This is a genomic window from Kordia sp. E (assembly GCF_056033805.1).
The window spans coordinates 1,504,790-1,525,170 of the sequence record NZ_JBRASR010000002.1; the positions used below are offsets into that span (position 1 = coordinate 1,504,790).

General features: G+C 33.2%; 20 protein-coding genes. 15 read left to right on the plus strand and 5 right to left on the minus strand.

Translation table 11 applies throughout. From position 1 onward, the window contains the following. Nucleotides 1-122: 122 nt before the first annotated feature. Together ACUUYC_RS09725 and ACUUYC_RS09730 are read right to left on the minus strand one after the other, a co-directional pair. A complete protein-coding gene (locus ACUUYC_RS09725; RefSeq protein ID WP_474265531.1) occupies nucleotides 123-1,088 on the minus strand; it encodes a succinylglutamate desuccinylase/aspartoacylase family protein in 966 nt (321 codons plus the stop codon). After that, a complete protein-coding gene (locus ACUUYC_RS09730; protein ID WP_474265532.1) occupies nucleotides 1,066-1,959 on the minus strand; it encodes a RimK family alpha-L-glutamate ligase in 894 nt (297 codons plus the stop codon). The genes ACUUYC_RS09725 and ACUUYC_RS09730 overlap by 23 nt, the downstream gene beginning before the upstream one ends. A gap of 141 nt (nucleotides 1,960-2,100) precedes the next feature. Here ACUUYC_RS09730 and ACUUYC_RS09735 point away from each other — a divergent pair, with 141 nt between their 5' ends. The 12 genes from ACUUYC_RS09735 (at nucleotide 2,101) to ACUUYC_RS09790 (ending at nucleotide 16,972) form a co-directional block, all read left to right on the plus strand. Continuing rightward, nucleotides 2,101-2,973: a hypothetical protein gene (locus ACUUYC_RS09735; protein WP_474265533.1), complete on the plus strand. Its 873-nt coding sequence runs from the start codon at nucleotides 2,101-2,103 to the stop codon at nucleotides 2,971-2,973. Between the two features lie 199 nt (nucleotides 2,974-3,172). Then, entirely contained in the window at nucleotides 3,173-4,405 is a 1,233-nt protein-coding gene (locus ACUUYC_RS09740; RefSeq protein ID WP_474265534.1) for a hypothetical protein, read from the plus strand. Nucleotides 4,406-4,504: 99 nt separating this feature from the next. Further along, nucleotides 4,505-5,197, plus strand: coding sequence for a succinate dehydrogenase cytochrome b subunit (locus ACUUYC_RS09745; RefSeq protein ID WP_474265535.1), 693 nt, complete (start codon nucleotides 4,505-4,507; stop codon nucleotides 5,195-5,197). 16 nt (nucleotides 5,198-5,213) lie between these two features. After that, nucleotides 5,214-7,226 (plus strand): fumarate reductase/succinate dehydrogenase flavoprotein subunit, encoded by a 2,013-nt coding sequence (locus ACUUYC_RS09750; protein WP_474265536.1) that lies wholly within the window; start codon nucleotides 5,214-5,216, stop codon nucleotides 7,224-7,226. Nucleotides 7,227-7,234: 8 nt separating this feature from the next. Then, complete coding sequence (locus ACUUYC_RS09755) at nucleotides 7,235-7,981, plus strand: succinate dehydrogenase/fumarate reductase iron-sulfur subunit (protein ID WP_474265538.1); 747 nt, start codon at nucleotides 7,235-7,237, stop codon at nucleotides 7,979-7,981. Nucleotides 7,982-8,099: 118 nt separating this feature from the next. Further along, entirely contained in the window at nucleotides 8,100-9,020 is a 921-nt protein-coding gene (locus ACUUYC_RS09760; RefSeq protein ID WP_474265539.1) for a M28 family peptidase, read from the plus strand. A 177-nt stretch (nucleotides 9,021-9,197) separates the two neighbouring features. Continuing rightward, entirely contained in the window at nucleotides 9,198-10,535 is a 1,338-nt protein-coding gene (locus tag ACUUYC_RS09765) for a T9SS type A sorting domain-containing protein (protein WP_474265540.1), read from the plus strand. Nucleotides 10,536-10,661: 126 nt separating this feature from the next. Beyond that, nucleotides 10,662-12,710 carry a tetratricopeptide repeat-containing sensor histidine kinase gene (locus tag ACUUYC_RS09770; protein ID WP_474265541.1) on the plus strand — a complete coding sequence of 683 codons (2,049 nt, stop codon included), beginning with the start codon at nucleotides 10,662-10,664 and terminating at the stop codon, nucleotides 12,708-12,710. Between the two features lie 7 nt (nucleotides 12,711-12,717). Then, a complete protein-coding gene (locus ACUUYC_RS09775; protein ID WP_474265542.1) occupies nucleotides 12,718-13,440 on the plus strand; it encodes a LytR/AlgR family response regulator transcription factor in 723 nt (240 codons plus the stop codon). Between the two features lie 121 nt (nucleotides 13,441-13,561). Continuing rightward, nucleotides 13,562-14,320 carry a T9SS type A sorting domain-containing protein gene (locus ACUUYC_RS09780; RefSeq protein WP_474265543.1) on the plus strand — a complete coding sequence of 253 codons (759 nt, stop codon included), beginning with the start codon at nucleotides 13,562-13,564 and terminating at the stop codon, nucleotides 14,318-14,320. A gap of 114 nt (nucleotides 14,321-14,434) precedes the next feature. Beyond that, on the plus strand, nucleotides 14,435-16,210 hold the full coding sequence (locus tag ACUUYC_RS09785; protein ID WP_474265544.1) for a MutS-related protein: 1,776 nt from the start codon (nucleotides 14,435-14,437) through the stop codon (nucleotides 16,208-16,210). A 192-nt stretch (nucleotides 16,211-16,402) separates the two neighbouring features. Beyond that, nucleotides 16,403-16,972, plus strand: coding sequence for a hypothetical protein (locus ACUUYC_RS09790; RefSeq protein ID WP_474265546.1), 570 nt, complete (start codon nucleotides 16,403-16,405; stop codon nucleotides 16,970-16,972). Between the two features lie 48 nt (nucleotides 16,973-17,020). Here ACUUYC_RS09790 and ACUUYC_RS09795 read toward each other — a convergent pair whose 3' ends face one another. Then, nucleotides 17,021-17,242 (minus strand): hypothetical protein, encoded by a 222-nt coding sequence (locus tag ACUUYC_RS09795; RefSeq protein ID WP_474265547.1) that lies wholly within the window; start codon nucleotides 17,240-17,242, stop codon nucleotides 17,021-17,023. 225 nt (nucleotides 17,243-17,467) lie between these two features. On the opposite strand from ACUUYC_RS09795, the gene ACUUYC_RS09800 reads away from it, so the two are divergent. From ACUUYC_RS09800 to ACUUYC_RS09810, 3 genes are read left to right on the plus strand one after another with little or no spacing between them, the layout of a single operon-like run. Continuing rightward, nucleotides 17,468-18,349: an alpha/beta fold hydrolase gene (locus ACUUYC_RS09800; protein ID WP_474265548.1), complete on the plus strand. Its 882-nt coding sequence runs from the start codon at nucleotides 17,468-17,470 to the stop codon at nucleotides 18,347-18,349. 6 nt (nucleotides 18,350-18,355) lie between these two features. Next, nucleotides 18,356-18,847: an RNA polymerase sigma factor gene (locus tag ACUUYC_RS09805; protein WP_474265549.1), complete on the plus strand. Its 492-nt coding sequence runs from the start codon at nucleotides 18,356-18,358 to the stop codon at nucleotides 18,845-18,847. Then, nucleotides 18,840-19,448, plus strand: coding sequence for a hypothetical protein (locus tag ACUUYC_RS09810; RefSeq protein ID WP_474265550.1), 609 nt, complete (start codon nucleotides 18,840-18,842; stop codon nucleotides 19,446-19,448). Before ACUUYC_RS09805 ends, ACUUYC_RS09810 begins: the two co-directional genes overlap by 8 nt. Before the next feature lie 44 nt (nucleotides 19,449-19,492). On the opposite strand, the gene ACUUYC_RS09815 is transcribed toward ACUUYC_RS09810, so the two are convergent. Further along, nucleotides 19,493-19,756, minus strand: a complete 264-nt coding sequence (locus tag ACUUYC_RS09815) for a hypothetical protein (protein ID WP_474265551.1) — start codon at nucleotides 19,754-19,756, stop codon at nucleotides 19,493-19,495. A 390-nt stretch (nucleotides 19,757-20,146) separates the two neighbouring features. Continuing rightward, nucleotides 20,147-20,302, minus strand: a complete 156-nt coding sequence (locus tag ACUUYC_RS09820) for a hypothetical protein (protein ID WP_474265552.1) — start codon at nucleotides 20,300-20,302, stop codon at nucleotides 20,147-20,149. Nucleotides 20,303-20,381 lie beyond the last annotated feature (79 nt).

The window sequence follows — 20,381 nt, forward strand, 5'->3', positions numbered from 1 at the left end:
TTATCAAGAGAAAAATGAAAAATAGTATAAAAAGAAGGCGAAATTTTGTTTGAAGTTTATTGAAATATGATTAGAGGTTTTTCGAGATACTAAAACAAGTTCAGCATTGGTCACTAAGGCTGTTACTGACCAACATGAAACAACGCATCACCATAATTCACAACAGCTTGGTTGTTAATGCAAAACACAAAACCATCATATGGCGCTTTTACTTCTTCGCAATAATTGGCAAAGGTGTCGGTTACAAAACCGAGCACTTCTCCTTTTTTAATAGAACTTCCGTTTAACACTTGTGGAACAAACATACCTGCAGTTGGAGCGCGTAACCATTTGCGTTTGGTGAGAAATTCACTTTCTTCACGTTCAATCAGCATTGGGTCAATCTTATCAATCATGCCCACATATTTCATGACATTCAACACACCTTGAATCCCTTCTTTAATAACATATTCATCAAAGCGCATGCTTTCACCACCTTCATATACTATAATAGGTATTTTACGATCATAAGCTGCTTTTCGAAATGATTTCTCAATCAAGGAAGTCGCAAAATAAAAAGGCGCATTAAACACTTCTGCTAACGTTTTACTTTCAGGCATGCTTTCGGTATAGCGAATCTGCGGATGATTATGTCGTTGTGCGCCACCTGTATGTAAATCAATTCCAAAATCAATTTGTGGTAACACTTTGTGTGTTACTTCATAGGCAATTCTCGCGGCAAGCGAACCATGCTGAACACCAGGAAAACTACGGTTCACATCTTTTCCATCAGGTACTTGTCGTGAAAAATGTATAAAGCCAAAAATATTCAACAAAGGCAATACAATGACAGCGCCACTTTTTATCTTAAAATAATTTTCAAACAACATTCTGCGGATAATTTCCACGCCATTTATCTCATCACCATGCAAACCACCTTGCACCAACAATGTTGGTCCAGGTCTCTTAGCATTATACACATAAATTGGAATATCAATCAAGGTTCCGGTTGGCAAACGGTCAATAGGAATTTTAATCCATTTATCTTCGCCAGGCTTGACGCTTTCTCCGTGAATAGTAATGGTTTTATTTTCCGAATTTTCGAACATTCTTTTCTAAATATTTAATAATTTCTCCTGCAATATTCACTTTCGTATGCGATTCAATTCCTTCCAATCCAGCAGAAGAATTGGCTTCAATAACCAAAGGTCCACGATTGGAACGAATAATGTCCACACCACAAACAGGCAAACCAAGTACTTTTGCAGTACGAACCGCAATTTTCTTTTCATAATCTGTCAACGTCACAGATGTTGTCGTTCCGCCACGATGAACATTACTTCTAAAATCTTCATCTGTGCTACTTCGCATCATAGAAGCGACAATTTTATTTCCAACAATATATACGCGAATATCTTGTCCGTTGGCTTCTTCAATAAACTCTTGCAGAATAATATTGACGTTCATATTATACAACGATTCAATAATTGACTTTGCAGATTTTTTACTTTCGGCAATCATCACGCCCAATCCTTGTGTTCCTTCCTGAAGCTTTATAATAATAGGTGCGCCACCAAGCAGTTTAATATGTTCTTTAATATTAGATGTATCTTTTGCAAACAATGTTTTCGGAATCGGAATGCGTTTTCGAGCTAATATTTGCATCGTACGCAACTTATTTCGTGAGCGAATAATTCCCAATGATTTTGCCGTAGTAAAAGCGCCATCCATTTCAAACTGCTTCACAATAGCGGCTCCATGTCGTGTGACGGAAGTTCCAATACGTGGAATAATGGCATCAACGCCATGTGTAATATTTTCTGGACCTAAATAAATTTGTGGTTTGCTTTCATCACCAAGAATAACAGCACAGCGTGTATGATCTACAACACGAACATTGTGTCCTCTTTTAGCGGCTTCATGGTATAATCTATTCGTAGAATAAATTCGGGAATTGATAGAAAGAATATAAATATTCATTGCGAGGTTGAGTCAAGTAAGAATTTTTAAAAATAAGTAAACTTTCTTACTTTAAAAAAAACCAGTATTAAAAAACGGTAAATAATTGAGTTCTAGCATATTTTTTTTAAAATTTGAACGTTATTACATAAATTATTTATCATGAAAAAGATCATTTTTGCTTTCGCGATTGTACTCATAGGTTTCACAGCATGTACGTCTGATGAAGATTGTTGTACGCCAAATGTTGAAGCAACAAATTTGATCATAAAATTTAAGTTTGATGCCACACAACAACGGTTGAATAATTTGGGGCAACCTGCAACAATTCCAACTGGCAATGCAGCACAATCGCCTGTTTTTAGTAAAATGAGCGCTAACTATATTGAATTGGCTCCAAGTGCAAACACACTCTTAGGTCAAGGAGAAATCATTTACAAAGGAGCTGAAACTACTGCAGGAGGAACTACAGCAATCGATTTTCAAAATGCACAATTTGCAGGAGATAATGAAGTTTTTATGATGATTCCATTAGAAGAAGTTACAGCAGGAACATACGATTGGGTTCGTGTTTCATTAGCATATCAAGAAGGAAGTATCAATTTCTTGCAAGATGGAAATGATATCACAGGCACATTGGCAAGTTTTGTAGGATACAATAGTTACATTACTGGGTTTGATATAAACGGGAACTTAATTACGGTGAATGAAAACAAGTTGCAGGGATTTTGGGCATTTGAAGCCTTAGGATTTACAGTACAAGGACAAGCGCCAGCTGGTGCAACAACAGTTCCAAATCCGTTATTTAATTCGTCGCCTGTGCCTCAAGGTTCATGTGTAGTTACAGGACAATTTGAAAACGGATTCACAATTACTGGAAACGAAACCGAAGATGTTGTCGTGACACTTTCATTCTCTGTGAATAATAGCTTTGAGTGGACAGAAATAAACGCTGATGGAAAATATGAGCCAGCTATTGGCGAGCAACCTGTTGATATGGGATTGAGAGGATTGATTCCTGAAGTTTCTAATTAATTGATTAATCACCTTAAATAATTCATAATTCCATGAATTTTCACAATGGTTGACACTTCTTTTACATTTTTTTGACACTATTTGGCTAAGGTCAACTTAGTTTTACCAATGAACTCAAATTATAAGTTTTTAATGGTATAGTTTGTGTTGAAATAAATTAGTGTCACTTCTGTTATCTCATTTAATACTTTATAAAACTATGCTAAAGTCTATTTCATTGCTTGCAATAATGTTGATCTCTTCTATTGCTTTTTCACAAGATACTATAAATGAAAATCTCAAAATATTTCTCGACTGTAACATTTGCGATCACACATACATAAAACAAAACCTTAGCAATGTTCAATTTGTAAGAGATCAAGGTCTTAGTGATGTCCATTTATTCTTTGTTACGCAGGCAAATGGAAGTGGTGGACGTTTATATGAAATTGATTTTATTGGTAAAAAAGAATTTGAAAAAATCAATTATAAAATAGAATTCTCTACTAATACTGATATGACTAGTGATGTTGTTAGGAGTGAAATATTAAAACATATAAAAATCGGTCTTGTTCGGTTTTGGATAGAAAATGGAACTATAACTGATGTAACGGTTAGTGTTCCTAGTTTGGAAGATGAAACAGAAGTTGTAGAAAAAGATGCTTGGAACTTTTGGGTATTCAGACTTGCAGCTCGTGGTTATTTTAATGGAGAAGAAACAAATAAATCGAGTAATTTAAATTTTAATGTTTCTGCCAAAAGAGTCACTGAGAAAAATAAATTTTCATTGAGAGCTAGTTTTGGTGAAAACAAATCGACCTTTACTTTTGATGGGGAAGATATTGTAGCAATTAATAACAATAAGTCCTTAAATGTAAGTGATGTTTTGAGTATAAGTAGTCATTGGTCTTTTGGTTTCTTTGGAGATATAGGAACTTCAACCTATCGTAATTATAACTTGTTTTGGAGATTTAAGCCAGCAATAGAGTATAACTTTTTTACGTATGAGCAATCTGCAAAAAAACAACTTATTTTATCGTATCGAAATGGATTAGTTTTTAATGATTATATAGAGCGATCCGTATTTGGTGAAGAGAAAGAACTCGTCTTTGAACACTCTCTTTTATTAGGTGGTAGTGTTCGTCAAGAATGGGGGAATATTAATGGGGAAGTATCTTTTAATCAATACTTACACGATACAAGGCTTAATTCTTTAGGGTTTTATTTAGGTGCTAATATCAGAGTATTTAAAGGTTTCAATTTTAACGTTGGAGGAAATTATAGAATTACCAGAAATCAAATCAATCTTCCTGCTGGTGATGTATCACTGGAAGAATTATTGCTTCAACAACAACAATTGCAGTCTGGCTATAATTATTGGGCTACAATTGGCTTTAGTTATTCATTTGGGTCAATCTACAATTCTATTGTGAATCCTAGATTCAACTTTTAATTAAATCCATTCTAAATAGACTTTAAAACAAGGGTTAAAATTTGTAGACCATCTGAGTGCTCCGTATATTTGTGAAACAAATAATTAATCACAATTATAATGAGCGGAATTTTAAATTCTTCGATTGGAAGAAAGTTTGCGATGGCACTTTCAGCACTCTTCCTAATGTTTTTTATCTTACAACACTTTGCAATCAATATTCTTTCTGTATTTAGTCCAGATGCTTTCAATGAAGCGTCTCATTTTATGGGAACATTTTGGGCTGTACAATATCTTTTACAACCAGTATTGATTATTGGAGTGATTTTTCACTTTGTAATGGGATTTATATTAGAACTCAAAAACAACAGTGCACGACAAGTAAGCTATGCAAAGAATAATGGAAATGCAAACTCTACTTGGATGAGTAGAAATATGATTTGGAGTGGAGGATTTATCCTTGTATTCTTAGTAATTCACTTTATTGACTTTTGGATTCCTGAATTGAATGTCAAGTTTATTGATGGCGATATGTCAGGATTAATCAATCCAGCAGACGCAACAAGTGGATATAGGTATCATGAAGAGTTAGTTCACAAATTTGAACCAATTTGGAGAGTTGCTTTATACTGTGTTGGATTTGTATTCTTAGCATTACACTTACTACATGGATTTGGTTCAGCATTTCAATCAGTTGGAGCAAACAATAAGTATACAAAAGCATTAAAAGGTGTTAGTAAAGTATATGCAATCGGAATCCCAGTAGGATTTATTTTTATCGCTTTATTCCACCATTTTTCAGGAACTCATTAAAAAACTTATCAGAACTATGGCTTTAGATTCAAAAACACCTCAAGGACCACTAGCAGATAAGTGGACTAATTATAAAAATAACATTGACTTAGTAAATCCAGCAAACAAACGTAACATTGATGTTATCGTTGTTGGTACTGGATTGGCTGGAGGTTCAGCTGCTGCTACCTTAGCAGAGCTTGGATATAATGTAAAAGCATTTTGTTTTCAAGATTCTCCACGTCGTGCGCACTCAATTGCAGCACAAGGAGGAATCAACGCAGCAAAAAACTATCAAGGAGATGGAGATTCAACATACAGACTTTTTTACGATACCGTAAAAGGAGGAGATTATCGTTCGCGTGAAGCAAACGTATATCGTTTGGCTGAGGTTTCTGCAAACATCATTGATCAATGTGTAGCACAAGGAGTTCCTTTTGCTCGTGATTATGGTGGATTGCTTGATAACCGTTCGTTTGGTGGAGTTCTTGTATCAAGAACATTTTATGCAGCCGGACAAACTGGGCAACAATTATTATTAGGAGCGTATTCTGCTATGAACCGCCAAATTGGTCGTGGTAAAATCAAAATGTACAATCGTCACGAAATGTTAGACGTTGTAAAAGTTGATGGGAAAGCTCGTGGAATTATAACACGTAACTTAATTACTGGAGAAGTAGAACGTCATTCAGCACATGCTGTAGTTCTTGGAACTGGTGGTTATGGTAACGTATTCTTCTTATCAACAAATGCGATGGGAAGTAATGTAACAGCAGCTTGGAAAGCACACAAACGTGGTGCATACTTTGCAAATCCTTGTTACACACAAATTCACCCAACATGTATTCCTGTTTCTGGAGATCATCAATCAAAATTAACATTGATGTCTGAGTCTCTACGTAATGATGGACGTATTTGGGTTCCAAAAAACATGAAAGATGTTGAGGCTATTAAGGCTGGATCATTAAAACCTAAAGATTTAGCAGAAGATGATAGAGATTATTACTTAGAACGTCGTTATCCAGCCTTTGGAAACTTAGTTCCTCGTGATGTTGCATCTCGTGCGGCAAAAGAACGTTGTGATGCTGGTTACGGTGTCAATGCAACTGGTGAAGCTGTATTTTTAGACTTTGCTTCTGCAATTCAACGTTATGGAAAAGAGCAAGCGCATGTAAAAGGATTAAATGAAGATGATGCAGCGCTAGTTAAAAAATTAGGACAAGAAGTAGTAAAAAATAAATACGGAAACTTATTCCAAATGTATGAGAAGATCGTAGATCAAGATCCATACAACACACCAATGATGATTTATCCAGCAGTTCACTACACAATGGGTGGAGTTTGGGTAGATTATAACTTAATGACAACTGTTCCTGGTTTATATTGTATCGGTGAAGCAAACTTCTCAGATCATGGTGCAAACCGATTAGGAGCTTCTGCTTTAATGCAAGGATTGGCAGACGGATATTTTGTATTACCATACACAATAGGTGATTATTTATCTGATGATATTCGTACTGGACCAATTTCAACAGATTCAAAAGAATTTGTTGAAGCTGAGAAAGAAGTGAAAGAGAAATTAAATTTCTTCGTTACAAATGAAGGAAAACATTCTGTAGATTATTTCCATAAGAAATTAGGAAAGATCATGTGGAATAAAGTTGGAATGTCTCGTAATGTAAAAGGATTAACGGAAGCAATTTCAGAAATAAAAGCACTTCGTGAGCAATTCTGGAAAGAAGTTAAAGTACCTGGAACGAACGAAGAATACAACGAAGAACTAGCAAAAGCAGGTCGTGTAGCAGATTTCTTAGAATTAGGAGAATTATTTGCTAAAGATGCACTTAACAGAGAAGAATCTTGTGGAGGTCACTTTAGAGAAGATTCTGTTGAATTAGATGGAGAGCAAAAAGGTGAAGCATTGCGTAACGATAAAGATTTTGCATATGTATCAGCATGGGAATACAAAGGTGAACCTAGTGATGCAGTATTACATAAAGAACAATTAGAGTTCAAGGATATAGAATTAAAACAAAGATCATACAAATAAGGAAAGCTATGAATTTAACGTTAAAAATATGGCGTCAAAAAAACGCTAACGATAAAGGTAAAATGGTTGATTATAAAGTCAATGATATTTCACCAGATATGTCTTTCCTTGAAATGTTAGACGTTTTAAACGAACAACTTATAAATACTGGAGACGAGCCTGTAGCATTCGATCACGATTGTCGTGAAGGTATTTGTGGAATGTGTTCATTATACATCAATGGCGAAGCACATGGACCAGATAGAGGTGTAACTACATGTCAATTGCACATGCGTATGTTTAAAGATGGCGATACAATCTATATTGAACCATTTAGAGCAAAAGCATTTCCTGTAATCAAAGATTTAATTGTAGATAGAGGTTCTTTTGATCGTATTCAGCATGCTGGAGGATTTATTTCCGTAAACACGTCTGGGAATACAATTGATGCCAATGCAATTCCTGTAAACAAACAAGATGCAGATACTGCTTTTGATGCAGCAACATGTATTGGTTGTGGAGCTTGTGTAGCAACGTGTAAAAACTCAAGTGCAATGCTATTTGTTTCGGCGAAAGTATCACAATTTGCATTATTGCCACAAGGACAAGTTGAAGCAACAGATCGTGTAATGAACATGGTTAACCAAATGGATGCAGAAGGATTTGGAAACTGTACCAATACAGGAGCTTGTGAAGTAGAATGCCCGAAAGGAATTTCTCTTGAAAATATTGCACGTATGAATCGTGAATATTTAAAAGCATCCTTGAAAGGATAAATTTCAATCACATACAATATATATCAAAATCCCAAGTGTTAACGCTTGGGATTTTTTAGTTATATCATGTGAATTAATGTAATTTGAGAACTCTAATTTATATCATTCAAAAAACAATATGCAAGTATCAAGAATCGTTTTAATCATTTCTATTTTACTTTTTATAAGTTGCAAAACAGAAAAAAAACCTGAAACAGTAACGCAAGAAAATTCAGAAATACAAAAAGAAATATCATATGATTTTAGCAAAACTAATTTATTAAATCATGTAAAAGAATTGTCGTTAGACAGTTATGAAGGACGAGAAACAGGAACTGCTGGCGCTACAAAAGCTAAAAACTATATCATTGGAGAGTTCAAAAAATTGAACGTAAAACCATTAGGGGAAAACTTTGTACAAGTATTTCCAATGAAAGAAATTCAAGGTGAAAATATCTTAGGATTTGTAAAAGGAAGTGAGAAGCCAAATGAATACATTGTAATATCTGCACATTACGATCATGAAGGAATTAAAAATGGAAAAATATACAATGGCGCAGATGATGATGCCTCAGGAATAAGTGCGTTGTTTGCTTTCGCGGAATACTTCCAAAAACATCCACCAAAACATTCTGTTATCCTTGCTGCTTTTGATGCGGAAGAAAAAGGATTGTTAGGATCATACTATTATGTAGATAATCCAATAATAGAAAAATCACAGATCAAGCTAAATATCAATATGGACATGATAAGTAGAAGTGATAAAAATGAACTCTACGCAGTAGGTCCACAACACTATCCACCATATAAAAAGTATATTGAAAACATAGAAACCGCTGGCGAACTAAGCTTGAAAATTGGACATAAAGAATGGACAGCTATGAGCGATCATGCCGGATTTCACGAAGCTAAAATTCCATTCATCTATTTTGGTGTAGAAGACCACAAAGATTATCACAAGCCAACGGATGATTTTGAGAACATTCACCCAACATTCTATACAAATGCTGTACAAACAATTATTTCTTTTTTCAAATACATAGATCAAAAAGAGCTGTAAGTAAAAAAATGCTAAAATTTAAAGCGAGTATCTTTAATTAGGTATTCGCTTTTTTTGCTTTATAACAATAAAATAGAGTTCAGAACATTATACGATGCGTTTAGAACATTGTGGAAAACACCAAGAGCTTTTCAAATTATATTTGTTTCACTAACCTATTGAAAAGACTCAAATCTTATGAAACAAAAACTACTTTGCTTGATGTTATTATCAAGTTTTTATTATGCAAACGCGCAAACGATCTTATTTCCAGATTCTGGTTGGGAACTTCAAGGAGCGCATACCACAAATGCAGCAGGGCTATTTGCAAATACAGCTGTTACAGCTCCTGGTCCTAATCCTGCTGGACTCGAAACAGCGGAATTACCATTAGGACTAAATAGATTATTACAACCAGTTTTGGTCGATTTGGACAACGATGGCGATTTAGATATCGTTGCTGGAGGTCAATCGCAAGAAGGAAGAATATTCTATTTTGAAAATACGGGTACAGCTACAAGTCCAAATTGGGTGCTAACTGCTTTGCCAACTATTGATGCTATTCAATACGCTCCAGGTGGAAATAATGAACTTAGATGCGAACTTATAGATATTGACGATGACGGTGATTACGATTTATTTGTTTTTGCCAGATTGGATGAGACCGCAGCTACAACGAATGATATTCATTACTATGAAAATACAGGAACGGCAACTGTGCCAAACTTTGTAGATTCGACAATTCCTGGAATAGAAAACGAAAACATAGCAAACTTTCCTAGTGCTAACTTTGTAGATTTAGACAATGATATGGACTACGATATGGTAGGTATGGGAGGAGATTCTGTATCTTACTTTTTAAATACAGGAACAAAACTTGCGCCTATTTTTGAACGTAAATATCACTTAGAAAACCCATGGGATTTAGATCCAGGATCGGCATTAATACAAAGAAACTGGCCACATGGCGATGTGTTAATTAGTGTTCCTAATTTTGTTGATGTGGATGGTGATGGTGATTTTGACATGTGTTTTGGTAGAGATGGAGGTATACCTTCTTGGATAGAAAACATTGGTACCGTTACGGCTCCAGATTTTGGAACGTATGCATTACAAAGTTTTGGAGGAGATCTTAATATAACTATAGGTGCATTTCCTTCCATAACATTGGGAGATGTAGATGGAGATAATATTTTAGATCTTGTTGCAGGAACTTTCAATCCTGGGTATTTTGCATGGTATAAAGGAATCAATAGTACTTTAGGAGTAGAAGAAGAAGCACTATCAGTTGAAGTACGTGTAAGTCCAAATCCTGTAGATGATTTGCTAACAATACAATTTGAAAGTAATCAAATTAACAAAACAAACATTACAATGTATACAATTACAGGGCAAATGGTATATGGAAGCAACAAACTTATCCAACAGGATAGAGCTGTAAAAATTGATGTTTCCAAGTTGCAATCAGGCTTGTACTTTTTAAAGATTAAAAATGGAAATCATAAAACGATTGTTAAGAAAATTACGGTAAATTAATGTATTACAAACATATCGATATTTAGGGAAGGAGATGTATTTTATTAAAAAATACATCTCCTTTCAATGTTTAAAAACATATTGTACTTTTACAAGCATTCAAACTAACCATGAAATAGATTTCTTATGTCTATAAAACCATTTAAAAGCTACTTTTTTATTATAGTTTTATGCTTTTCGCTAAATGTTTCTGCACAACAAAGTGATTTACAAAAGCAATACGATAGTATTGCAGATCTTGTTTCAAAAACAAATCAAAAAGATAGTCTTACATACCTTTTAAATCTTCAAAAAGAACTTGCTCAAAAAGCAAATAATAAAAGGTTATTGGCAAAAGCACAATACGCTATTGCTTTAAAAAGTAATTATGGTGAAGTGGAATCTGTTGAAAATTTTCAAAAAGCGATTGCATTATATGAAGAGCTTGATGAAGTAGCAACTTTGAGCAAAATTCATGTTGCAATGGGAAGAGCGTACCAATCGCAGAGTAAATATAATAAGGCGTTTGAATCTGTAAATAAAGCATTGGAATATGCAAAAGCAATTGAAGACAAAGAATTAATGATCAATGCATATTCATTTCGATCAAATATTTATGGGAATTTTTCTCAAACAGACAATGCAATCAAGGACCTAAACGAAGCGCAAAAAATTGCGTTGCAATACAAAGATGGAGAAAAATTATTGCCAATTCTACAAGGAAAAAGCTTTCTATACTATTCTAAAGGATATTACAAGGAAAGTGTGGAAGCGGTAAAAGAAATGCTTACTTATTTTGATCGTACAAATAATAAAAGAAGTGTTGTTGTTTGGCGAAACAATTTAGGAATGATTTACGCAAGTTGTAACTGTGTTACTGTCAAAGAACAAAAAGACAATATGCATGCTTCTATAGCATTATCAGATAGTATCAACTTTGGGTATGGAAAAGCCTATGCTTCTGTTCACATGGCAAGAGCATTAATGAAAGAACAAAAATTTGACAGTGCATATACGTACCTTTCCAGCGCAAAAAAAGGATTGCCTACAAAAATAAATCCAAGTTTTTTAGGATACTTATATCAAACTACGGGCGACTATTGGGCAAATATTAGCAACAAAGCAAACGCTATTGTTTCGTTTGAAAAAGCATATAAAATTTGGGATAAACTCAATAAACTAAAAGATAAACAATATGTCGCGAAAGCATTAGCAACACTACATAAAGATTTAGGAAATAAAAACAAAGCCTTTTTTTATTTAGATAACTATTCACGTACCAAAGATTCCTTAGTTAACAAAGCCAAAATAGAAAACGAAAAAGAATTAGAGCTTACGTATGCTTTTGAAAAAAAACAATACAAAGACAGTATTCAAAATGCAGAAGCGATGGATATTATGACGTTGGAGCAACAAAATGAAATTCAACAAGAAAAACATTTACAGCAAATTCTATTAGCACTTTTTATAGCTGCATTAGCTCTTGGAGGATTTGCTTATTACGCGTATCAACGCAAAAAGAAAACTTCAAAAATACTAGACGAAAAAAATAAAATCATAGAGAAAGCCTTGCAAGAAAAGCAGTTATTACTCAAAGAAGTGCATCACAGAGTAAAGAACAACTTCCAAATTGTATCAAGCTTACTCGAATTACAAACCAAAGGTATTGAAGATGAAAAAGCATTGAATTTGGCAAATGAAGGGAAAAATAGAGTCAAATCGATGGCATTAATTCATCAAAAACTCTATCAAAATGAAACAGGTTTAATTGACTTTGATGAATATATAAATGTGTTGGTCAAAGAACTATCGTACATGTATGCTTCTGAGAAAAAAGTGCAAACCAATATCAATACCAAAAACATGCAATTTGATATTGATACGGCAATTCCACTAGGTTTAATTGTAAATGAATTGATTACAAATGCATACAAATATGCGTTTGATGCCACCAAAGAAAATCAATTAAATATCTCTATCAATAAGCTCAATGAAGAAGAATACAAATTAGTAGTAGCTGACAACGGAAAAGGAATAGATGAGACTATTGATTTGGCAAAAGTAAAAAGCTTAGGACTGCGTTTGGTAAAACGTTTGACCAAGCAATTACAAGGAAAATTTATGGTAAATAATACAGGAGGCGCATCTTTCGAAATTACGTTTAAGGACACAAACACAAGAGCATTATTAGACTAATAAAGGTATGAGCAAAGTAAAAATATTAGTAGTAGAAGACGAAATCATCATTGCCGATCATATATGTGATACACTCGATGATTTAGGATATGATGCCTTAGAGCCAGTAATCAACTACACGGAAGCCATTGAAGCAATTGAAACAGAAAAACCAGACATTGCTATTCTAGACATTCAACTATCAGGAAGAAAAACGGGAATTGATATTGCCGAAAAAATTAGAAAAGAGTACGACTTTCCTTTTATATTCCTCACTTCAAACTCTGATCCATTAACGGTTTCTGAAGCTAAAAAAGTAATGCCGCCTGCTTATTTGGTAAAGCCATTTACAAAAGATGAATTGTACTCTTCCATCGAAATTGCATTATACAACTATTCAAAAAGAGTAGGTGAAGTCAATGAAGAAGAACTCATCATAAAAGATGCGTTTTTTATAAAGGATAAAAATGTGTTCATAAAACTAAAATTTGAAAATATTTTATTCATCAAAAGTGAGCATGTATATGCAGAAATACAATTAAAAAATGAACAGAAACACCTTATTAGAGGAAATCTGAATCATATCATTACCAAACTCAACAATCAATTTGTACGTGTGCATAGAAGCTATATTGTAAATCTTAATTATCTAGAACAAATTGATCATAATACAGTTGTTATTTTAGGCACAAGTATTCCAATAGGAAAAAAATACAAAGACGAATTATTGCAGAAAATTAACTTGTTATAAAACTCATTAGAATAACAAAGTAATTGTTCAGAACATTGTACAAGTGGTTCAGAACATTCGTAAGAAAGATAAAAGGTTAGTAGCATATATTTACAATACTTAACCTTAAATCTTATATGTTATGACTAAAAAACTACTTGTTTTTTTTGCGTTTATGAGCGCAACATTATTTCTAAATGCACAATGCGGACCATCGTATAGTGACAATGCCAACTTTGATGGTGCCGGAAGCTCCATCGGTATTTCTTTTACAACTGATAGTTCGTGTGGAGGAACACTTACAAGTATTACATTTAATTCAGGTTTCCAGCCTCAACCAACAGGCCCTATGAATAACATTGGCTTTGCTACAGTACGTTTATATGAAGGCGATGGATTAGCAGGAAACGTATTAGGGACACTAAATAATGTAGAACTGAATTCTACTGTTGTTTTCGACTTTTCTGCACTTACAATTGCTATGAATGCTTCCTCACAATACACTATCATTGTGTCCGATTTTACGCTGCCAACACTAACTGGATACGGATTCAACGGGCCATTCTTTCCTAATTACACAGGCGGAGTATTATACAGGGATGGCGCAGCACAAGTCGGACAACACTTAGCATTTTCTGTAAATATTGATGATTCTACCCTAAGTGTAAATGATGTTGATGTGAATGAAGCAAAAGTAAAAGCGTATCCAAATCCTGCTACAAATTCAATTCAATTAACCAATCTAAAACAACAAGAAAACTATAGCATACTTGATATCTATGGTAAAAAAGTATTAGAAGGAACTATCGTAGAAAATGAAGCTATTAATATTGAACAACTAACCAAAGGAATTTATTTCATTCAACTCAAAAAGAAAGTGCTTAAAATTATCAAAAACTAATGTATTGCAAATAGAATTGTTAAACTTTTCTTAGGATGAAATACTAGCGAACGCAAATCTATATGGTTTGCGTTTTTTTTTGTTTCTTGGCAAGATATTTCTCAGAATACCATCATGCAAGACCCGATTACTTTCTATAAAGCGCAAAAAGCCAAATTTGAAGCAGAATTAAAAATTCAACGACGAAAACTAAATCAATCAAGTGTACTTCGTTTGCTCGTTTTTTTAAGTATCGCTTTCGCGATGTATCTCTTATTTGGACAATGGCAATATGTAATAGTAGCCGGAATTGTTGGTTTGGCAATCTTTCTATTTCTTGTATTTCGTCATGCTGATTTAGTATACAAAAGCAACAAGCTAAAAGCACTAATACAATGCAATCAACTTGAAATAGATGTCATCAATGGTGATCTTTCCAAACTACCAACAGGTGAAGAATATCTTGATGCTTCACACGAATTTAGTTATGATATTGATCTCTTTGGAAATGCTTCGTTCTTTCAATATCTAAACAGAGCAACCACACGCGAAGGAAAAAATGAACTGGCACAATTGCTAGCAAGCAATACAATTTCAAACATTGCAACACGACAAGAAGCGATTAGAGAATTAGGAGAAAAAGCAGATTGGCGACAACATTTTTCAGCAATTGCATTACTTATAAAAGTGGAAACTACATCTAAAAGTATTACAGCATGGTTGCATGAATATAAAAACTTTTTACCAAAAGCAATTCGATATATGCCAATGATCTTTTCGGCGTTATCCATTACAATAATAACCTTATCATTTCTGGAAATTATTCCGTTTCTATATGTTTTACTTTGGATAGGACTTGGTTTAGGAATTACAGGACGTTTCTTAAAAAACATCAATCAACTTTCCATCAATACAAACAAAGCCAAAGATACATTTCAGCAATACGGACACCTATTACAGCGTATTGAAGAAGAAACATTTACCACAAAAAGCTTACAAGAAAAGCAGCAAAATATTCACAGTGATGTGCAAAAAGCATCCGCATTAGTTCGCGAATTTTCAAAACGAATTGATGCGTTAGACAATCGTAACAATATCTTAGTTGGAATTTTCTTAAATGGCTTGTTATTGTGGGATATCTCAAAATCATATCACATTGAAACGTGGATTGGAAAACATCGAAACAAAGTTGCGCAATGGTTTGAGGTAGTAACGTTCTTTGATGCGTATAACAGTTTAGGAAACTTTGCGTTCAATCATCCACAATTTAACTACCCAACAATTACTGAAAGCGCTACACAGGTTATCAGTGCAACACAATTAGGACATCCGTTATTACGCACCAATAATAGAATTGACAACGATTTCAATATAGGAAACTCAGAATTTTTTATTGTTACTGGTGCAAACATGGCAGGGAAAAGTACTTTCTTACGAACGGTTTCTTTAAGTATAGTAATGTCTAATGCTGGTTTGCCTATATGTGCTGAACAAGCAACATATTCGCCCATAAAGCTTATTACAAGCATGCGTACAACTGATTCGTTAGCAGAAGGTGCATCATACTTCTTTTCTGAATTACAGCGCTTAAAAATGATTGTAGACAAAATAAAAGACGATACATACTTCATCATTTTAGATGAAATTCTCAAAGGAACCAACAGTCATGACAAAGCAATGGGTTCTAAAAAAATAGTACAAAAACTCGCTTCTCAAAACGCAGCAGGAATTATTGCAACGCACGACCTAAGTTTATGTGAATTAGAAAAAGAAATTGATCAAGTCAAAAACTACTTCTTCGATGCAGAAATCATCAATGACGAACTGTTTTTTGGGTATTTACTGAAAAAAGGAATCTGTTCCAACATGAATGCTTCGTTCTTACTCAAGAAAATGGAAATTGTAGAGTAATCTTATTCTGATAACTCCAAATGTCGTTACATAAGTTTCTTTTATCGTTTAATTCTATCTAATAATCTAATTTAATATGTTTTCTATCTGTTAATGTATTAAATTTAATACAGTTAGCATCTATGTCGGTGTTGATACTTTTATTTCCCTATAAAAGTCCCCTATTCTCTAATTGCATAAATGTATAGTAAGATGGAATTAAAATACCTCCACATTAACGAAAAAAATTTCAAAAAACAATTGTTGATCTCGCACGAAGAAGTGCATATGTTGAAAAACTTTTTAACGGGATTAATACGTAATGAAGTCTTAGTAATCAACACAGATTTAGGTTTAGAAATTTACTATGAAGCTAATTACGATTGTACAACAATCATTAAAGATACACTTGCTATTATAGTGTGTAAAAAAGATGATGCAGCTGATGATTACAGCTTCTGCTCTTTTCAAAGTGAAAATGAAATTCAGCAGTTTATGGACTGTTGTATAGAACAAATTGTAGAAATGCCACAATTTCTGAATTACACAAAAAGTATGTTGCTTCAATTGCGATTACAATTTCAATCCAACAAAAAACTTATTGGACGACTCTCGGATATATGGCGCGAAGTGACACGAAATTTACGTGTCAAAAATGTTAGTACTCAAGAAATTAAGGCATTTCAAGACGATTTTCAATCAATTCAAATCAACAAGGTAGACAATGATATTTTAAAAAGTCTTATCGCTGAAACCTTAGAAGATAGAAAACGTTTGAACTAGGAAATTGAATAAAAAAATAAAAGTGAACCGAAGCTCGCTTTAAATAACTTAACAATTTACAAAAGAAGGACAGCCATACACAGAGGGACAAGCGTCACCAGTTTGGCATATAAATACATCTTTAGTATAACATTCATGATTACGAGTAAAACGTGTTAGCGTACAAAATCCTGTATTAGCATCGTCGTTTCCTCCGTGAATTGAAATGTTTTCAAAATTTGAAACAGATTTTTTGTTAAGTCTTAAAGACTTTAGTTTTCTTTTTTTCATGTTATAATGGTTTGATTAGTACTAAAAAAATATAAAAACAAATTACAATCTGTTTACGGTAACACCTTAATTAACATTTAAATAGAGTAGATGATTTAGCTAAGAACGACTTCTAAAATCCAAACGAAACAATCCTAAAATCTAAAAAATTTAGGATTTTTTTATATTCAAACTGTAATAAAAATAAAACCATCGTACTAAAAGGGAAATACAAACTCAAAAACGATGAAAACAATACGATCTATTCTATTATTCCTTTTTGCTTTCGCGAATTTACAAGGACAGGAAAACACAAAAACAACTGCTTTTGAAGTAGCAATTCATGGAAAAGGTGATACACTATTCTTAATTCCAGGCGCATCATGTTCAGGAAATGTTTGGAATGAAACGGTTGCTCAATACAAAGAAAATTATCAAATACACGTCATTACACTTGCGGGTTATGGCGGTGTACAACCAATTACTTCAGAAACCATTTTACAAGAAGTCAAAACACAAATGATTTCATACATCAAAAAGCATAAAACAAAAAATAGTGTTCTTATGGGGCATAGTATTGGTGGATTTACAAGTTTACTCATGGCAATTGAAGATGAAAACTTAGTCTCAAAAATTATCATAGTAGACAGTTTGCCATTTTTGGCTGGTGCTTCAAATCCTGCTATGACAGAAGAAATCGTAAAATCGACCTACGGAATGCTCAAAGAAATGTACATGACAATGGACGATGCTACGTTGCGAAATACATTAAAACAAACGCTAAACAGTATGATGCGTAACAAAGAAAAAGTAGATTTTGTACTAAGCGATGCTGCAAAATCTGATCGCAGAACGCTAGGATATACGATGTTTGAAATGATGAGTACAGATATACGTGATGATATAAAAGCCGTGAAAACACCAACATTAGTATTAACGAATTGGAACAAACCTATTGCACAATTTCCTAACTTTACCAGTGCTGATAAACTAAAAATGTATCAACAACAATATCAAAATTGCAATTCATGTACGGTGAAAATTATTGATAAAGCAGAACATTTTATCATGCTCGACAATCCAGCGGCATTCTACAAAGAAGTATCAAACTTTATCAAAAACAACTAATTTCGGATGCGAGAAGAATATTTTAAAGAAATCATAACTCACCACAAAGACAAAATCTATCGAATTTGTCTAGCGTATCTCTATGAAAAAGATTTGGTGGATGATTTATATCAAGAAGTATTGATCAACGTTTGGAATGGACTTAAAAATTTCAAAGGAAACTCAAAACTGACAACTTGGTTGTATCGTGTAACACTCAACACAACAATTACGTTCAATCGACACACCAAAAAACAAGTACGATTATCAAATCGTGAATTGCCAGACACGTTTGAAGAAGTCATTGATACGGAACGACAATCGCAAGAAAATCGTGTGAACAAACTCATGCAATGTGTGCAAAAACTCAAAAAAGACGAACGTTTAATTATCAGTTTGGTCTTAGAAGAACTGAGTTACAAAGAAATTGCAGACATTATTGGAATCGAAGCTAACAATGTTGGTGTTCGTATCAACAGAATCAAAAAACGACTTTTAAAAATATATAATAATGAATGATTTTAACGATTTACAAAACGATTGGAAATCCGTTTCTTCAGGAGAAATTGAATCTAAAGAAGTAAACAATTCGTTGTTTGATAAACTCAAAAAATTACAACGAAAAATTGTCTTTGGAAACCTACTTATGAGTATTTCATTTGCCGCTGTATTTGCAGTGTTTATTTGGTTGTGGAGAACAAATCCGCTTAAAGAACGATCAGATAATTTCTATTTAGGATTGACATTTATGTTTATACTTCTAATCGTAACTTTAGCGATGATGTGGTATCGTGTATTATTTTGGCGGACGCCGAATGACATTTCAGAAAACATGAAAGCATTTGCAACAAAAATGTTGAAAAAACTACGTTATTTCAAATGGATTACTAACTTTTTTATGCCAGTTTATTTAGCATTATTAGCTGTTGGAATGACAATTTATTTTCAAGATGTTTTACACAATGCAAGTCTGAAATTCAAACTAATTGCATATGGGCTAACCTATAGTTGGTTGCTCATTGTTGGCTTTATTATAGTGCGAAAAAAACAAAAAAAGAACAACAAAGACGTTGATCCGATTATTGAAAACTTAGAAGAAATTTTGGAAACTTTTAAATAATTAAAAACTACAAGCGAACCTTAGTTCGCTTGTAGATATATAAATTATCTTCTTACTGGAGCAGCTGGCTCTTTGTCAACTGGAGTTGCTGTGTCATTATTTACTCCATTACTACAAATACATGACAATGCAAATGTATCTCCTGCACAATTTCCTGCTACAGGTAGAGAAACTAAATCAGAATGTACATCACTGTAATCTCCATAATTAGCATGGTTAGATGCTAAACCTCCATTAATAAGTCGTCCGTTAATAGCTGATACTGTACTTTTTCTTAATGCGAATTTGTTTATACTCTTTTTTTTCATAATAGATGTTTTAGTTAAAATCTGAAACGAAGAAATGACAAAAAATAACGCAAACAAAGACAAGTGTATGACGCTTTATAAAGTATCAGTGTAAAAAAAAGCAGTAATCTTTTTTTAACATAATTCTAAATTTTTTTCACTAAAAATCAAAACTTTTTATTTGATTGAACTGAATTTAATGTGTTGTAAATCAGCATATTGAAATTTATTTAATCAATAGCTTAAATTCGAATTTTGGTATAGATTACAAAATGACGTTTTATAAAATAGCATGTTCTTTTTCTTTAAATAATCGTACTTTTTAATTGATAAAGAAAAAAGAAACTATAAAAGTAAAAAAGCTTCAATTGTAAGATTGAAGCTTTTCTTTTTGGTGAATATTTTAAAATTTTATTGACACATTCCATTACATGATTGTATACATGAACGGTCTCTTGTATAATTAGGACAATTGTCAGTTGGACAACCGCCTTTTACAGCATTAATTTTAAATGTTGAAATACACTTTTTGTTTAATGTTAGCGTTTGTAATTGTTGCTTTTTCATGATTTTAAGTTTTTGGTTATCAATGTAATAGTACTTAAATAATCTGAAAATCAATTACGGTATTCCCATAATAGTTTGG

What these genes read in the sequence shown, in the direction of transcription:
- ACUUYC_RS09725 (WP_474265531.1), bottom strand. Translation starts at nt 1,088, where the DNA reads ATGTTCGAAAATTCGGAAAATAAAACCATTACTATTCACGGAGAAAGC.
- ACUUYC_RS09730 (WP_474265532.1), bottom strand. Translation starts at nt 1,959, where the DNA reads ATGAATATTTATATTCTTTCTATCAATTCCCGAATTTATTCTACGAAT.
- ACUUYC_RS09735 (WP_474265533.1), top strand. Translation starts at nt 2,101, where the DNA reads ATGAAAAAGATCATTTTTGCTTTCGCGATTGTACTCATAGGTTTCACA.
- ACUUYC_RS09740 (WP_474265534.1), top strand. Translation starts at nt 3,173, where the DNA reads ATGCTAAAGTCTATTTCATTGCTTGCAATAATGTTGATCTCTTCTATT.
- ACUUYC_RS09745 (WP_474265535.1), top strand. Translation starts at nt 4,505, where the DNA reads ATGAGCGGAATTTTAAATTCTTCGATTGGAAGAAAGTTTGCGATGGCA.
- ACUUYC_RS09750 (WP_474265536.1), top strand. Translation starts at nt 5,214, where the DNA reads ATGGCTTTAGATTCAAAAACACCTCAAGGACCACTAGCAGATAAGTGG.
- ACUUYC_RS09755 (WP_474265538.1), top strand. Translation starts at nt 7,235, where the DNA reads ATGAATTTAACGTTAAAAATATGGCGTCAAAAAAACGCTAACGATAAA.
- ACUUYC_RS09760 (WP_474265539.1), top strand. Translation starts at nt 8,100, where the DNA reads ATGCAAGTATCAAGAATCGTTTTAATCATTTCTATTTTACTTTTTATA.
- ACUUYC_RS09765 (WP_474265540.1), top strand. Translation starts at nt 9,198, where the DNA reads ATGAAACAAAAACTACTTTGCTTGATGTTATTATCAAGTTTTTATTAT.
- ACUUYC_RS09770 (WP_474265541.1), top strand. Translation starts at nt 10,662, where the DNA reads ATGTCTATAAAACCATTTAAAAGCTACTTTTTTATTATAGTTTTATGC.
- ACUUYC_RS09775 (WP_474265542.1), top strand. Translation starts at nt 12,718, where the DNA reads ATGAGCAAAGTAAAAATATTAGTAGTAGAAGACGAAATCATCATTGCC.
- ACUUYC_RS09780 (WP_474265543.1), top strand. Translation starts at nt 13,562, where the DNA reads ATGACTAAAAAACTACTTGTTTTTTTTGCGTTTATGAGCGCAACATTA.
- ACUUYC_RS09785 (WP_474265544.1), top strand. Translation starts at nt 14,435, where the DNA reads ATGCAAGACCCGATTACTTTCTATAAAGCGCAAAAAGCCAAATTTGAA.
- ACUUYC_RS09790 (WP_474265546.1), top strand. Translation starts at nt 16,403, where the DNA reads ATGGAATTAAAATACCTCCACATTAACGAAAAAAATTTCAAAAAACAA.
- ACUUYC_RS09795 (WP_474265547.1), bottom strand. Translation starts at nt 17,242, where the DNA reads ATGAAAAAAAGAAAACTAAAGTCTTTAAGACTTAACAAAAAATCTGTT.
- ACUUYC_RS09800 (WP_474265548.1), top strand. Translation starts at nt 17,468, where the DNA reads ATGAAAACAATACGATCTATTCTATTATTCCTTTTTGCTTTCGCGAAT.
- ACUUYC_RS09805 (WP_474265549.1), top strand. Translation starts at nt 18,356, where the DNA reads ATGCGAGAAGAATATTTTAAAGAAATCATAACTCACCACAAAGACAAA.
- ACUUYC_RS09810 (WP_474265550.1), top strand. Translation starts at nt 18,840, where the DNA reads ATGAATGATTTTAACGATTTACAAAACGATTGGAAATCCGTTTCTTCA.
- ACUUYC_RS09815 (WP_474265551.1), bottom strand. Translation starts at nt 19,756, where the DNA reads ATGAAAAAAAAGAGTATAAACAAATTCGCATTAAGAAAAAGTACAGTA.
- ACUUYC_RS09820 (WP_474265552.1), bottom strand. Translation starts at nt 20,302, where the DNA reads ATGAAAAAGCAACAATTACAAACGCTAACATTAAACAAAAAGTGTATT.